The sequence below is a fragment of the Gordonia sp. SL306 genome (genome assembly GCF_026625785.1).
Taxonomy (GTDB): Bacteria; Actinomycetota; Actinomycetes; order Mycobacteriales; family Mycobacteriaceae; genus Gordonia.
The window spans coordinates 5055620-5070294 of record NZ_CP113063.1 but is presented as its reverse complement, the minus strand read 5'-3'; the positions used below and the strand labels follow the sequence as shown (position 1 = coordinate 5070294).

The 14675-nt window shown below is 67.0% G+C and carries 10 protein-coding genes; 7 read left to right on the top strand and 3 right to left on the bottom strand.

Annotated elements, in window-relative coordinates:
- Positions 1 to 82 precede the first annotated feature (82 nt).
- The gene (locus tag OVA31_RS23215; RefSeq protein WP_267628883.1) at positions 83 to 1612 is read left to right on the top strand and encodes a catalase; all 1530 of its coding nucleotides are present in this window, start codon (positions 83 to 85) and stop codon (positions 1610 to 1612) included.
- A gap of 35 nt (positions 1613 to 1647) precedes the next feature.
- Here OVA31_RS23215 and OVA31_RS23210 read toward each other — a convergent pair whose 3' ends face one another.
- Positions 1648 to 2382: a hypothetical protein gene (locus OVA31_RS23210; protein WP_267628881.1), complete on the bottom strand. Its 735-nt coding sequence runs from the start codon at positions 2380 to 2382 to the stop codon at positions 1648 to 1650.
- Between the two features lie 310 nt (positions 2383 to 2692).
- Here OVA31_RS23210 and OVA31_RS23205 point away from each other — a divergent pair, with 310 nt between their 5' ends.
- The 4 genes from OVA31_RS23205 to OVA31_RS23190 all read left to right on the top strand — a co-directional run bounded on the left by OVA31_RS23205 (position 2693) and on the right by OVA31_RS23190 (position 9619).
- Positions 2693 to 4504: a peroxidase family protein gene (locus OVA31_RS23205; protein WP_420714232.1), complete on the top strand. Its 1812-nt coding sequence runs from the start codon at positions 2693 to 2695 to the stop codon at positions 4502 to 4504.
- A gap of 20 nt (positions 4505 to 4524) precedes the next feature.
- Positions 4525 to 5634 carry a catalase family protein gene (locus OVA31_RS23200; RefSeq protein WP_267628879.1) on the top strand — a complete coding sequence of 370 codons (1110 nt, stop codon included), beginning with the start codon at positions 4525 to 4527 and terminating at the stop codon, positions 5632 to 5634.
- 86 nt (positions 5635 to 5720) lie between these two features.
- Positions 5721 to 8312, top strand: coding sequence for a LuxR C-terminal-related transcriptional regulator (locus tag OVA31_RS23195; protein ID WP_267628877.1), 2592 nt, complete (start codon positions 5721 to 5723; stop codon positions 8310 to 8312).
- Positions 8313 to 8365: 53 nt separating this feature from the next.
- Positions 8366 to 9619 (top strand): alpha/beta hydrolase, encoded by a 1254-nt coding sequence (locus tag OVA31_RS23190; protein ID WP_267628875.1) that lies wholly within the window; start codon positions 8366 to 8368, stop codon positions 9617 to 9619.
- A 577-nt stretch (positions 9620 to 10196) separates the two neighbouring features.
- On the opposite strand, the gene OVA31_RS23185 is transcribed toward OVA31_RS23190, so the two are convergent.
- A complete protein-coding gene (locus tag OVA31_RS23185) occupies positions 10197 to 11480 on the bottom strand; it encodes an APC family permease (RefSeq protein ID WP_267628874.1) in 1284 nt (427 codons plus the stop codon).
- Positions 11481 to 11569: 89 nt separating this feature from the next.
- On the opposite strand from OVA31_RS23185, the gene OVA31_RS23180 reads away from it, so the two are divergent.
- Both OVA31_RS23180 and OVA31_RS23175 read left to right on the top strand, forming a co-directional pair.
- Positions 11570 to 12331 carry an ArsR family transcriptional regulator gene (locus tag OVA31_RS23180; RefSeq protein WP_267628873.1) on the top strand — a complete coding sequence of 254 codons (762 nt, stop codon included), beginning with the start codon at positions 11570 to 11572 and terminating at the stop codon, positions 12329 to 12331.
- Positions 12332 to 12344: 13 nt separating this feature from the next.
- Complete coding sequence (locus OVA31_RS23175) at positions 12345 to 12752, top strand: VOC family protein (RefSeq protein ID WP_267628871.1); 408 nt, start codon at positions 12345 to 12347, stop codon at positions 12750 to 12752.
- Positions 12753 to 13043: 291 nt separating this feature from the next.
- Here OVA31_RS23175 and OVA31_RS23170 read toward each other — a convergent pair whose 3' ends face one another.
- On the bottom strand, positions 13044 to 14675 hold the full coding sequence (locus OVA31_RS23170) for a thiamine pyrophosphate-binding protein (protein ID WP_267628870.1): 1632 nt from the start codon (positions 14673 to 14675) through the stop codon (positions 13044 to 13046).

Below are 14675 nucleotides of genomic sequence, written 5' to 3'. Positions count from 1 at the left end.
CCCGACCGGCGTAGGCTCGCCGCAGGACCTGAAGCAGTTCGGGTACCACAGCCCATAACGGATCGACCTTTTCGGAGGCGACATGTCCGACAAAAATTCCGTGTACACGACGCGTGATTCGGGGGCGCCGGCCGGGAGCGATGAGCATTCGCTCACCGTCGGGGCAGGCGGTCCCATCGTCTTGCACGATCACTACCTGATCGAGCAGATGGCGCAGTTCAACCGCGAGCGAATCCCGGAGCGGCAGCCACATGCCAAGGGTAGTGGCGCCTTCGGCACGTTCGAGACCACCGAGGATGTCTCGGAGTTCACGAGTGCCGCGTTGTTCCAGCCGGGCGTCAAGACGGAGATGATGGCGCGGTTCTCCACCGTGGCCGGTGAGCGGGGCAGCCCGGACACCTGGCGCGATCCCCGTGGGTTCGCCCTGAAGTTCTATACGGACGAGGGCATCTACGACATGGTCGGCAACAACACGCCGGTCTTCTTCGTCAAGGACCCGATGAAGTTCCAGCACTTCATCCGTTCGCAGAAACGGCGTGCCGACAACAACCTTCGTGACCACGACATGCAGTGGGACTTCTGGACCCTCTCACCGGAGAGCGCCCACCAGGTCACCTGGCTGATGGGCGATCGCGGAATCCCGAAGACGTGGCGGCACATGAACGGCTACACCTCGCACACATATCTCTGGGTCAACGCCCAGGGCGTCAAACATTGGGTGAAATACCACTTCATCACCGATCAGGGCGTCGAGTGCTTCACGCAGCACGAAGCCGACCAGATGGCGGCAGCCGACACCGATTTCCACACCCGCGACCTCTTCGAGTCGATCGCCGGCGGCAATCACCCGAGCTGGACGCTCAAGGTGCAACTCATGCCGTATGACGACGCGGTCGGTTATCGGTTCAATCCGTTCGACCTGACCAAGGTGTGGCCGCACGGCGACTATCCGCTGCACGAGGTCGGGAAGATGACCCTGCACACCAATCCGACCGACAATCATGCGCAGATCGAGCAGGCGGCGTTCGAACCCAACAACGTGGTCCCCGGTATCGGGTTCAGCCCGGACCGGATGCTGCTCGGACGGGTGTTCTCCTATGCAGATGCCCACCGGGCGCGGTTGGGTGGCAATTACAAGGAGATCCCGGTCAACGCTCCGCGCAATGCTGTGCACAGTTACACCAAGGACGGCCACATGCGGATCAGCCCGGTGACCGACCCCGTCTACGCACCGAATTCCAAGGGTGGCCCGGCCGCCGTCTATCCGGGGCAACCAGAACCCCAGTGGGCCGCCGACGGCGAGATCGTCCGGAGTGCATATGTCGACCACCCGGAGGACGACGACTGGGGTCAGGCGGGCACGATGGTCCGTGAGGTGTTCGACGACGCTGCCCGCGAGCGGTTCGTCGACAACGTGGTCGGGCACCTGCTCAACGGCGTCTCCGAACCGGTCTTGGAACGGGCGTTCGAGTACTGGTCGCGGGTCGACCCCGACATCGGTGCGCGGATCAAGTCGGGCGTGACCGAGAAGCGCGACGAACCGGACCCGAAGGTCGATGAGCAGGGCAATCCGGCGCGCACGTCGATGCAGGAGAAGGTGCGCGCGGGCTGATCAAATGGCCGACCGAACACGAGCCGGGTCACACGTCACGCACGAGTGAGGCTGGTGAGCACTCGTTCGGTCTTCGCCCCGGTGTCGGCAGGCTCAAGGCCGCGTCTGCGGATCGAACGTTCCAGGGACTGTTGTCGTGCGGCGGCGCGGGCCTCGAACTCGTCGAGGCTCTCGCCGTCGTGCGGATGGATCTGTTCGCACAGTTCGAGGAGATCGACGTCGCCGACGGTCCACCTCTCGATGTCCACCGTGCATTGGTCGATGGTGATGTCCGACCAGGTGGTCGATGAGATCGGCCCCAACGCCCGTAGATGGTCGATGGGCACCCCGACGGGTGTACAGGTGACGACGAATTGACGCTGTGCAGGGTCGAGCACCGACAACGGGTCCGTTCCGTCGGCCATCTCGGCGGCGAGTGATCCCGGCGACCGTCCGCAGACCGCTGATGCCGTGAGCACGCGGTGTGTTCCGCTCCAGTCCCAGCCCAGGCGGTAGCTCACCGCGTCGGTGTGGAAGGGGTGGGTCCAGGGTTCGGCGAGCTGATCCTGACGGCACGGCCGTAGCTTCACGGTCAGGTCATCGACATCGCCGCTGCGGATACGGATGATCAGATGGTTGCTGAGCAGCGGAAACGGCGACTCTGTGACCCCTGGGCGGACCTCGGCGAACCAGATCTCGCGATGCCGGCCCTGTTGATGTGTCAGGTCCAGCGCGGATAGTGCCGGAGATGGGTCGTCGAGGTTCACCTTGATGTCGATCGGTGTGATCACACCTGCCGCCTTTCTCTGCCAGAAGCGCGACGGGTGATGATCGACCCGGGCACGTGACCATCCTGTCTGCCCTGATCGCGGCCGACGCGAGTAGGCGACTACCTGATTTCAGGTACCGAAACGCCCGCCTCCTCAGTGGTCGCGCCGCTCCCCCGGGTCGCCCTGTCGTCGGCAACGAGTAGTCGATTACTCATGCCGAGTTCGTGATCGGACCACATACTGGTCGCAGAACATTCCGGGTGTCCGGATGTTGTGGTCGCGACGCGAAGCGGAGGTGGGCGTGCCCCGGTGGGTGTGGTTGGCGCTGTTGATGGCGTCGAGTGGTGCAGATCGAGAACCGTCACCGGACCGGCGAGGTCCGATCACCCGAAACCTCGCCCGTGCCGCCGAAGTGGTGGATCGAGCAGCCGGATGGCCGACCCTGTGGCGCCCGGTCGGCCTGGCCGTCCTCGTCGGCCTCCGCAGCCAACTGCGTGCCCTGAACCTGTATGACAGCGGCCGTGATCCCGACGAGCGGCAACCGCACTGGGATTCCCGAGCGCTGCGCGCCCGCCTGCCCGGCGGGACCCACAACGACCTCGACGCACCGCTGATGGGGGCGGCGTCGAGCAGATTCGGGCGCAACGTGCCCCCGGCGAACTCGTCTCCCGACCCCGCGCGACTCCTGGACCCGAATCCGCGGGAGATCAGTCAGCGCCTGTTCACCCGCGACGAGTTCCGGCCGGTTGATTCGCTGAACCTCCTTGCCGCGGCATGGATTCAGTTCGAGGTGCACGACTGGTTCAGTCACCCGGACGACGAGCAGACGCCCTGCCGGGAGATCCCCCTGCCCGCCTCGGATGACTGGCCCGAAGAGCACCGTCCCATGAGCGTCCATCGGTCGACGCTCGCCCCCGGTGCGGACCCAGATGCCCCACCGACCTTTGCGAACCGCGACACCCACTGGTGGGACGGCTCGCAAATCTACGGAAGCCAACAGGATTATGCGGACGCGATCCGATCAGGCGATCGGGGGCAGATCCTCCTGGCGGAGAACGGACTCCCGCCCGCCGAGGCCGACACCCTGCTCGATCCCAACGGGCCGGTGGCGAACTTCTGGGTCGGCCTGGCCCTGCTGCATTCGTTGTTCCTGCGCGAACACAACGCGATCTGCCGGCGGCTGGCTGCTGCCTATCCGTTCATGACCGATCAGCAGCTCTACGACACCGCGCGGCTGGTCAACACGGCCCTGATGGCCAAGATCCACACCATCGACTGGACTCCCGCGATCATCGCGCACCCGACGACGGTTTCCGCGATGCGCGGCAACTGGTTCGGACTGCTCGGCGAGCGGTTCGCCCGCAGGTTCGGCAGGGTGGCCGAGAGCGAGGTGTTGTGCGGTATCCCCGGCAGCACGACCAACCACCACGGCGTCCCGTACTCGTTGACCGAGGAGTTCGTCGCGGTCTACCGCATGCACTCCCTGCTCCCCGACGAGCTGAAGATCCGCGACATCGACGGCAACCGCCCGCAAGCGGTTCACACGTTGGACGAACTGCTCGCGGATCATGTCCGCGATCGTCTCGCCGAGACCTCGATGCCGGATCTCTTCTATTCCTTCGGCCGTGCGAAAGCCGGTGAACTCACCCTGCACAACTACCCTGCCGCGCTGCAGGAGCTCGCCCGGCCGGATGGACGGCCGATCGACCTGGCGACTGTCGACATCCTGCGGGATCGAGAACGAGGGGTGCCTCGCTACAACGAGTTCCGCCGTCTGTTCCGTCTCCCTCGCGTCGCCTCGTTCGCCGCTCTGACCGACAACGCCGAGTGGGCCGAAGAACTCGAGGACATCTATGGTGACATCGACAACCTCGACCTGATGGTCGGCCTGCACGCGGAACGCAAGCCCCCCGGATTCGGCTTCAGTGACACCGCCTTTCGGGTGTTCGTGCTGATGGCGTCCCGGCGGTTGTCCAGCGACCGCTTCTTCACCACCGACTTTCGTCAGGAGATCTACACCGAGGTGGGGATGGCCTGGGTGCGCGACAATTCGATGCGGTCGGTCTTGCTGCGCCACTTCCCCACCCTGGCACCGGTTCTCGCGGGTGTCGACAATCCGTTCGCACCCTGGCCGGGCCGATGACCCGAGAGGACACCAGCAGGATGACCAGCACGACGACCTACGTGCGCTACGACCCCGACCTGGAGCGCCCGAAACCCGACGAGGACGCCTACATCGACAAGATCGTGGGCAGCCTGCGAGGCAACAACGAACGCGCATATCGCAAGACCAAACGCGGTTTGCGTGATGCCCATGCCAAGAGCCACGGAATCCTGCGCGGGACACTCGAGGTCCACGACGACCTCGACGATGAACTGGCCCAGGGGCTCTTCGCGCATGGCGGTCGACGTTTCGACATCATCACGAGGTTGTCCAGCACGTCTGGTGCCATTCGCAGTGATCAGATGCGAGGTGTGCGCGGTCTCGGCATCAAGGTCCTCGGGGTGGAGGGAGAACGCGCACTGCCCGACGACACCGCGACGACTCAGGACCTCATCATGGTGACGCACCGGGACTTCCTGTTCGCCGACGCCGAGGCGTACTACAAACGGGGTATGCCCACCGCCTGGGCACTGGCCCGTCTCTCGGATCCCGCACTCAAGATCGGCAGCGAACTCCTGGCAGGTATCGACAAGCGCGTCCTGCGCCCCATCGGCCGTCCGCTGCCGGAGAGTCTTGCGGTCTTCGTCCGGCCGAACACCCACATCCTGGGCGACACGTTCTATTCGTCGGCTCCCTTGCGCTACGGCGAGTACGTGGCCCGGATGGCGTTCGTCCCGTCATCGCCGGAGGTACGTGCGCTGGCAGGGGTGCCCGTGGCCGACGGCACCGGGGTCAACGCGTTCCAGGACATGGTGGTCGACTTCTTCTCCTGCCACAGCGCCGAATACGAGCTGCGGGTCCAACTCTGTGCGAGCAGTGACCGCCGATGGATCGAGGATGCGACCTTCGACTGGCCGGAGGAGGTGTCGCCACACCGGACGGTCGCGACCGTCCGATTCGGCCGGCAGGACCCCTACACGCCCGAGCGGCGGGCCTACGGCGATGACGTGTTGTCGTTCAACTCGTGGCGCGGGCTCGACGCGCATCGGCCGCTGGGCTCGATCAACCGGCTGAAGCGGAAGGTGTATGACGCCTCGAGCCAGTTTCGCCACCAGGTCAACAACGCGCCGATGAGCGAACCCGGCGGCCCCGGCGATCTGCCCGAATGAGCATCCTCACCGGTATGCCAGACGAGGACGAGGGACTGCGCCGAACAGTCACACCTGACCGGTCGTCCGATCTATACTCGGCCCCCATGGGAGGCCGCTGGCAGCTGCTCGGTCGACCGGCCGAAGACCATGCCATTCGAACCGCGCTGACGAGTTCTGATGGCCGCGGTGTGGTGCTCGTGGGCGCCGCGGGCGTGGGTAAGACGACGTTGGCGCGGACCGTCGCCGGCGCACTCGGTGTGCCCGTCCAATGGGCGGCCTGCACGGAATCGTCGCACGCGATTCCGCTCGGTGCGTTCGCGCCCTGGGTGCAGCCGATCGCATCGCGTGACCCGATCGCGGCACTCGTGTCGGCGCGGGAAGCCCTGCTGGCCGAGCCCGACACCATCGTCGGGGTCGACGATGCGCATCTGCTCGACCAGCTCTCGGCCACACTGCTCCATCAGATCGCCATCGAGCGGTCGGCCCGCATCGTCGCGACGGTGCGGACCGGCGAACCGGTTCCCGATGCGGTGACGTCGTTGTGGAAGGACGGCTATCTGACGCGCATCGAACTGCAGCCGCTCGGCAAAGGCGACTGCACCACCCTGGTCGAACGTGTGCTCGGCGGGACCCTCGAAGGCCTGAGTGCGGACGTGATCTGGGAGTCGTCCGGCGGTAACCCGTTGTTCCTGCGGAACATGGTCGAAGGCGCTGTGGACGCGGGTACCTTGTCGGAGACCAACGGGGTGTGGCAGCTCCGCGGCCCGACCGCGGTGCCGTCGGGCCTCGTCGCGCTGCTCGACGATCGTCTCGATCGCGCGGGTGAGCAGGTGATGGAGGCGCTCAAGTTGCTGGCGCTGTGCGAACCCCTCGACATCGACACTCTTATCGAGCTGGTCGGCGCCGATGCCCTGGATGCGGCCGAGGTGCAGAATCTGATCCGGGTCACGCGCGACGGCGCGACCACCAACGTCCGGTTCGTCCACCCGCTCTACGGCGACGTCATCCGTCGGCGTATCGGCACGATGGCCGGCCGGAAGCTGCGCTCCCGCATCGTCTCTCAACTACGCGATCGCGAGGTAGCATCTGCCGCCGACCGAATTCGGCTGGCCCGGCTGTGCGTCGACAGTGACCAGGAGATCGACGCCGGTCTGCTGATCTCGGCTGCCAAGGATGCGCTCTTCCTTGCCAATCTCCCGCTGGGAGAACGTCTGGCCCGAGCGGCATTCGACCGTGACGGCGGACTCGCTGCAGGCGAGCTCCTGTCGCGGGCACTGCTCTGGCAGGGCCGTCCGATGGAGGCCGACGACATCCTGGCCCGCTTCGACCCCGATGATCTGGACGAGCTGCAACTCGTGCAGTGGGGCGTGCCCCGCATGAGTCTGTTGTTCTGGTCGATCGGCGACGTCACGCAGAGCCATCGGCTCCTCGATCTGATGCGAGACAAGGTCGACTATCCCGCGATCATGTTGGTCGTGGACGCCGCAGGCGCCGCGATGGCTGTGCACGAGAACCGGATCGCTGAGGGCATCGACGAGGCCGAACGGGTGCTGGCCCAGCCGGACGTACCGAAGCAGGCCATCGACTTCGCAGCGTTCGCCGCCGGGCTGGCCATGCCGGTCGCCGGTCGCGGTCACGACTACGAACCGATCGCGGAGCGGTGTCGAGCCGAGCAGAAGGCCACCGACGGGATGATCCGCGTCATGGTGCGGTACTGCGACGCGCTCGCGCTGACGATGGTCGGCGACCTCGTCACAGCCGAACAGCGGGTGGCCGGCTACACCGAGTTCTCGTCGTCGGGACAGTTCCTCGGATGGGCCATCGCCAAGATCATGTCCGGTCTGGTGGCGACCTACCGCGGATGCTTCCGCGAGGCGATCTCGGCGATCGAGCAGGCACTCGCCGCTCTCAACGCGGAGACGTCGCTGCCCTGGCGGCTTCCCGCGCGACTGCTGCTGGCCCGGGCCTACGCGGCCCTCAACCATGTGGCAGAGGCCGAGCGTGTGCTCCGCGACGCCGAGGAGCACGTCGGATCGCATGTGGCGCTGCACGAACCGCAACGCATCATCGCCCGCGCCTGGGTTGCCGCCGCAGGAGGGAGTGACCGCTCGGCGGTCGAGCTCGCGCGTTCGGCGGCCGATGTCGCCCACGACAGTGGGCAGTTCGCTCTCGAAGCTGAGGCCTTGCATCACGCCGCGAGATTCGGCGACCGAACCGTCGCCGACCGCCTCGCCGCCGTCGCGCCCGCGCTGCAAGGAGCGGTGGCGCGCCTGTACGCACGGCACGCAATGGCGGTCGCCGAGGCGGACGCGGCGGCACTCGACGATGTGAGTCGGGATTTCGAACATGCCGGACTGCTCCTGTCGGCAGCCGATGCCGCGGCCCAGGCGGTGGCTTTGCACGAGCACGCCGGGCGTCGCGGGAAGCGCGCGGAGTCGAGCGCGCGGGCCCTGCGCCTCTCCAAGATCTGCGACGGCGCGACCAGCCCTGCGATCCGTCTGGCCGCCCGACCCTTGCCGGTCACCGCGCGGGAACGGGAGATCACGGCATTGGTGGCCCAGGGACTGACCAACCGCGAGATCGCCGAACGCCTCACGGTGTCCGTGCGGACCGTCGAGGGACACATCTATCGTGCGTCCATCAAGCTCGACGTCGCCGATCGGGAAGCACTGGCCAAGATCGTCTGGGACCAATAGCAGCGAGGACTCGCGTCCCACGGCTCTTCGGTGCACAGATGTACACTCCATCCGTGACCGCTTCCGTCGACTGTCGCCAGGAGGAACTCGACGCCCTCGCCGTGCTCGCGGGGACCGAACTCCGCCGGGCGACCACCGGCGTCGCCAAGGTCCATACATCCATCGCCGACGGCGTGTTCGGCGGGTTACGCATGGCGTTCGGACGCCGAGTCGACCCGGTCCGCATGGTCCACAACACGCTCGCGCTGGCGGCCTACACCACCGCCGGAGGTTCCGCCGATCTCGTCGCGAGACTGGCCGGCATGGTCGCGGCGGTTCCGGTGGCCGGCCGCGCCCCCTCTGAGACCTCCCGCGGAGCAATCTCGCTCGGCATCCTCAACGGCCTCATCGGCGACGAATTGTCGCAGGACACTTCCCCATTGGCCGCCGCGATGACGATTCGTGTCGACGGCCGGGAGGTGGCGCCCACCGCGGAAGCCCTGCGAGCGGTGTTTCCCGATGCCGGCAGCCACCTCACGGTGTTCCTCCACGGCCTGATGGAATCCGAGTACGCCTGGGAGATCGGCGGCCGCCCCACCTACGGCCGACGACTCAGCGACGACATCGCCAGCACCGAGATCCGGATCCGCTACAACTCCGGTCGCCACGTGAGCGACAACGGCCGTGAACTCGCCGATGTCCTGTCGGCTCTCGTCCTGCTGTGGCCGGTGCCGGTGACCGACCTGTCGTTGATCGGCCATTCCATGGGTGGGCTCGTCATCCGGAGTGCCTGCGAGCGAGCCGTCCGCGAAGACCTGTATTGGGCCGCCCTGCTGAGACATACGGTGTATCTGGGTACGCCGCATCTCGGCGCACCGATGGCGAAAGGCGTGCATGCGGCCACCGCCGCGCTCGGCGGGTTTCCCGCGACGAATCCGTTCGGCAACCTGCTCCGGCGGCGCAGTGCGGGAGTCCGGGACCTCTTTCACGGCACGCTCACCGAAGAGGGGTGGCGTGACGTCGAGCGCGATGTGCTCCGACAGCCGCTCCCCGACGACGCTCCGCTGCCGCCGAACGTCCGTCATCTGTTCGCGACCGCGTCGGTGACCCGACGCGCCGATCACCCGCTGGGGCGACTGCTGGGCGATGGTCTGGTGCTGGCCGAGAGCGGGCGCGGACAGAGTCGTCACCGCACAATCGGTTTGCGGCCATCGGACGGCTTCCATGTCGGGAGCGCGCACCATTTCACGCTGTTGAACCACGACGGTGTCTATGCGTGGCTTCGCTCCGAACTGCGCCCGCGACGCGCTCTCAAGGGTGGTCGTTGAGGTTTCGGTAGTAATCGTCGAAATGCCACCGGATGTCGTGTAGTCCATGGTTACCGATCTGTCCGAAATCAGGACTCTGGACATGTGGCCGGGTCTGATCGGTGCCTATCCCGGCACCACCCTGACACTGCGATACATCACCAAACCCATCGGTGACCCTGCCGAACTGGTGATCACCCGTCTGTCGCGGCCGTTCCGATCGGTGCGGCACATAACCGACCTCGCCGCCCGGTTTCAAGCAGCGTCGACCTGTTCGTGCTCAAACAACAAGGCATCGACACCATCACCCCGCCCGGGGTGATTCCTGTGCACCTCATCGCCGCGATGGACGAAATGACCGCGGGCCTGAGCCACCCTCACTCCCAACCAGTCCGCCGGCCCGCGGCCCGGCCAGGATCGGCGAACGCGACGTCAGCCGGGGCAGGGTGAAGTACCGGAACAACTCCTGACGACTGAAATCCCGGAACCGAGACTCCCCGAGTGGATCGGATCCCTCACGAAGACCTCACGGGCCTCGTTCCGGACTACTGCACCTCAGTTGTGGCCGGCTCGGTGAAGCTCTTTTCTGGTGGTGGACTTACTGCTGCGGCACGTCTGATGTCGGCGCGGGCGGAGCGCCGAGTCGGCGGCGCACGGCGTAGATCACTGCGCCCACCGCTAAGACAGCGGTGCCGGCCAGGACCGACCGCCCAGGCAGAATGAACGCCAGTATCAGACATCCGACCAGCCCGAATGCCGGGATGGCACGCCCGAGCCGCCGTCCGTCAGTCTGCGTGAGCGTCCATGCGGAGGCGTTGGCGACGGCGTAATAGACGAGCACGCCGAAGGACGAGAATCCGATTGCGGTACGGACATCGGTGGTTGCTGCGGCGACGGTCACGACCACACCGACGGCGAGTTCGGCGCGATGCGGCACCCCGAACCGGGGGTGCACCGAGGCCAGAAAATACGGGAGATGCCGGTCCCGTGCCATCGCCAGGGTGGTACGAGAGACACCCAGCACCAGGGCCAGCAGCGAGCCCAGCGCGGCCACTACTGCCCCGACGCGCACGACGGGCTCGAGCCAGCCGACCCCGGCCGAGGCCACCACGCTCGACAACGGTGCGGTCGCCTCGGCCAGCCCGTTCGGACCCAGCACCAGCAGCGCGGCGACCGCGACAAGCGTGTAGACGAGCAGGGTGATGCCCAGGGCCAGCGGGATCGCGCGGGGAATGGTGCGCGCCGGATCGCGGACCTCCTCACCGAGGGTCGTGATCCGCGCGTACCCGGCGAAGGCGAAGAACAACAGCCCCGCCGCCTGCAGCACCCCGCCCACCGTGATGTCGGAACCCCATGCAAGCCGGGCGACCTCGGTGGTTTCGGAGGTCGACGCTGCGGCGACGACCGCAGCGAGCACGGCCAGCACGATGGCGACGGTCACCCGGGTCAGCAGGGCCGACTTCTGAACGCCGCGGTAGTCCACCGCCGTCAACGCCACGACCGCCGCGACCGCGACGGCGTGGGCCTGCTCGGGCCAGGCGTAGGCGCCCACGGTCAACGCCATGGCCGCACAGGAGGCGGTCTTGCCGAACACGAAACACCAGCCCGCCAGATAGCCCCAGAACTCGCCGAGTCGTTCGCGCCCATACACATACGTGCCACCGGAGACCGGGTATCGTGCCGCCAGCCGCGCCGACGAGGTTGCATTGCAGTAGGCCACCACCGCCGCGACCGCGAGCCCGATCAGTAACCCCGACCCCGCCGCACCGGCCGCGGGCGCCAGGGCCACGAAGATCCCAGCCCCGAGCATCGCCCCGAGACCGATAACGACCGCATCGGTGAGCCCCAAGCGCCGGTGCAGCCCGCCCGGCGTACCAGTCATCGTTGTTTCGACACCCTGCTCCACTCGCATCCATCGCCGTCGCCAGTTAGATCAAACTGATTTGATGTATCTCGTGTTATTCTCGTGTAGTGGTGCCGTTGCGTCAACCCGTCCCGACGTTCGTGCAGCTGGCCGCACATCCGCTGCGGTGGCAGCTGTTGGCGACGCTGTCCGGCAGCGACTACCGAGTCCGGGAGATGGTGACGCTGGTCGGTGAGCCGCAAAGCCTGATCTCCTACCACCTGCGACTGCTGCGCGACGGCGGGCTGGTGAGGGCCACACGCAGCAGCTTCGACGGCCGCGATAGCTACTACCACCTCGACCTGGACCGCTGCAGCCAGATGCTGGGCGGCACCGGCGCCGCACTGCACCCGGCACTCGGCCGGACCCCCCCACCCCCACTTTTCGACCCGAAGACACCCGTGGCGGTGCTGTTCGTGTGCACCGGCAACAGTGCCCGCTCCGTGATCGCGGAAGCGCTTGCGCACCATTACGGCAACGGTCGGGTCGACGCGATCAGCGCCGGCACCTGCCCCAAACCGGACATGCATCCCAACGCGGTGCGGGTGCTGCGAGACGAGTTCGGGATCGACATCACCGGCCGGCGTCCCCGCGATCTCGACACCCTCGCCGACCACCGGTTCGACAAGGTGGTCACCCTGTGCGACAAGGCCCGGGAAGTCTGCCCTCAGTTCGGCGCCGACATCCGCTCGGTCCACTGGAGCATCCCCGACCCAGCGACACCAGGTGGTACCGACGAGGACACCAACTATCCGGCCTTCCAGGCCACCGCGGCCGAGATCGACGGCCGCATCCGATACCTACTGCCGATCCTCACCACCCAACCGTGACAAGGAGTGACCGATGACCACACCGAGCGAATACGCCAGCGTCCGGTACCTCGTCGATGACGTGCCCGCCGCCATCGACTTCTACACCCGCCACCTCGGCTTCACCCTGCACACCAATCCCGCCCCCGCCTTCGCCGACGTGATCCGGGGCTCCCTGCGCCTCCTGCTGTCCGGCCCGGCCAGTTCCGGCGCCCGCGCCACACCCGCAGACACCACCGGCCCGGGCGGCAACCGCATCCACCTCATCGTCAGTGACCTCGATGCCGAGAGCGCCCGCCTGCGCGACGCCGGCGTCGCATTCCGCAGCCATCCGGTCAGCGGCCCGGGCGGCCGGCAGATCCTGCTCGCCGACCCTGCCGGCAATCTGATCGAACTGTTCCAGCCCGCCACCCATCGGCACGCCTCCGCATCGGCCACCTGAGATGAGATGGCCACACCTCAGTGCCCCACGGGGTCAAGCGTGGCAGTGCGTCCGACCCGCCGCCGCATTCCCTTGGCGTAGCCGAGCATGCGCGAGTGAATGATCTCGCTGCATGGTTGAACGAGTTCTACAAGTCAGCACGATTCAACCTCTGCCCCGTCCCGAGCGATCGTTTACGGCCCTAACCGGACCGAATGAAGGCCAACAACCACGCCATTATCCGTTGGCTTTTCGGCAATTACTACCGGCCCGTTGTTCCGACTCGTCGGCATCCGTCTCGTGTCAACGGCTTCAATGTCCTGTGAAGGCTTCGGCCAGCCACCAGGCCCCGCCGTCGGAAGCGATCTTCACATCGACGACCAGCACCCCTGAGGGGGAATCGAGCCACGTCACAACGTGTTCCATGTCGGCGCGGCTTCTGACCGTGACCGCGGCAGCGCCGAAACCGCGGGCCAGCGCGGCGATGTCGGTGTCCGGGAAGGTGACCGAACCGAGGTCGGTGTCGGGGCCGAAGTGGTGCACCTCGGCGCCGTATGCGGCATCGTCGTACACGGCGATCAGCATCGGCCGACCCAGCCGGACAGCCGTCTCCAACTCCGCGACGCCCATCAGGAATCCCCCGTCGCCTGCGGCGACCACCGCGAGCCGGTCGGGTCGCGCGAGCATGGCGCCGATCCCGCTGGACAGGCCGAGTCCGATGGACTGGAAGGCCTGGGTGAACACGAAACCGTTCTCGTCGGGAACCCGTAGATAGGCACTGGGATAACCCATGAAGTTGCCGGAGTCGACCGCGACGACGCGCTCGGACGGCAGTGCGCCATCGAGTACGGCGCTGAACACCCGCGGATCGATGCGGTCGGCCGTCGAGATGTCCGTCGTGGTCACGTCGTTCCAGCGTCGCCCGGCCGCCAGGCGTCGCGCCACCTCCACGGTCCGGTATCCGGTGCGCTCCTCCACGATCGCATCGATCAGATCGGCCGCGGTCGCGCCGCAGTCCCCATGGATTCCCATGGTGATCGGGCGATGGGCCCCGAGGGCGCTCTGATCGTCGTCGACCTGCACGACGGCAGTCTGTGCGCCGATGAGTGTCCCGTGCCGCATCGTCCACATGTTGAGCGCACAACCCCACCCCACGATCAGGTCGGCGGAACGGATCAGCTCAGCGGTGAGTGGGGTGGAGAAGCCACCGGAGATTCCGAGATCGAAGTGGTCGCCACGGAACAACCCGTTCGCGACCGCAGATGTCGCGACGAGCGCACCGGCACGCGCGGCGAGCTCGGCGATCTGGGCCCCGGCGGCACGACCCCCACGTCCGGCCACGAACACCGGCCGCTCCGCCGCCTCGATCAACTCCTGCAGTGCCGCAACGGAATCCGCGGACGGCCGAACCGGATCGCAGGTGAGCAGGGTGGCGGCAGCATCCGGCGCGGCGAGCTCGGCGGCCTGGATGTCGAGCGGCAGACTCAGGACGACGGTACGCCTGCCCTGCACGGCAGTGCGATATGCGCGAGTCACGTCGGCAACGGCGGAACCGGGCCCGTGGACACGGTCGGCGACGGCACCGACACTACGGGCCAGAGCGTCCTGATCGATGTTGAAGTTCGAGAGCACCGCGCCGGCCGCGGAGTCCGCGGCCAACACCAGCATCGGGGTGCGACTCTTGGCCGCCTCGGCGATGCCGGTCATCGCGTTCGTCAGTCCGCAGCCCTGGTGCACCGACACCAGCGCCGGCACATCGGCAACGCGACCGTACCCGTCGGCCATCGACGCAGCGCCCCCTTCGTGACGCGTCGCCACGAAGGGCACACCGCGTGCCCGAAGGGCGTTGGTGAGGACGAAGTTGCCGCTACCGACCACCCCGAAGCAGGTCCCGACGCCCAGTTCGACGAGGGTCTGGGCGACGACGTCCGCCACGCACGCCAT

What these genes read in the sequence shown, in the direction of transcription:
- OVA31_RS23215 (WP_267628883.1), top strand. Translation starts at nt 83, where the DNA reads ATGTCCGACAAAAATTCCGTGTACACGACGCGTGATTCGGGGGCGCCG.
- OVA31_RS23185 (WP_267628874.1), bottom strand. Translation starts at nt 11,480, where the DNA reads ATGACTGGTACGCCGGGCGGGCTGCACCGGCGCTTGGGGCTCACCGAT.
- OVA31_RS23195 (WP_267628877.1), top strand. Translation starts at nt 5,721, where the DNA reads ATGGGAGGCCGCTGGCAGCTGCTCGGTCGACCGGCCGAAGACCATGCC.
- OVA31_RS23200 (WP_267628879.1), top strand. Translation starts at nt 4,525, where the DNA reads ATGACCAGCACGACGACCTACGTGCGCTACGACCCCGACCTGGAGCGC.
- OVA31_RS23205 (WP_420714232.1), top strand. Translation starts at nt 2,693, where the DNA reads ATGGCGTCGAGTGGTGCAGATCGAGAACCGTCACCGGACCGGCGAGGT.
- OVA31_RS23175 (WP_267628871.1), top strand. Translation starts at nt 12,345, where the DNA reads ATGACCACACCGAGCGAATACGCCAGCGTCCGGTACCTCGTCGATGAC.
- OVA31_RS23170 (WP_267628870.1), bottom strand. Translation starts at nt 14,675, where the DNA reads ATGGCGTGCGTGGCGGACGTCGTCGCCCAGACCCTCGTCGAACTGGGC.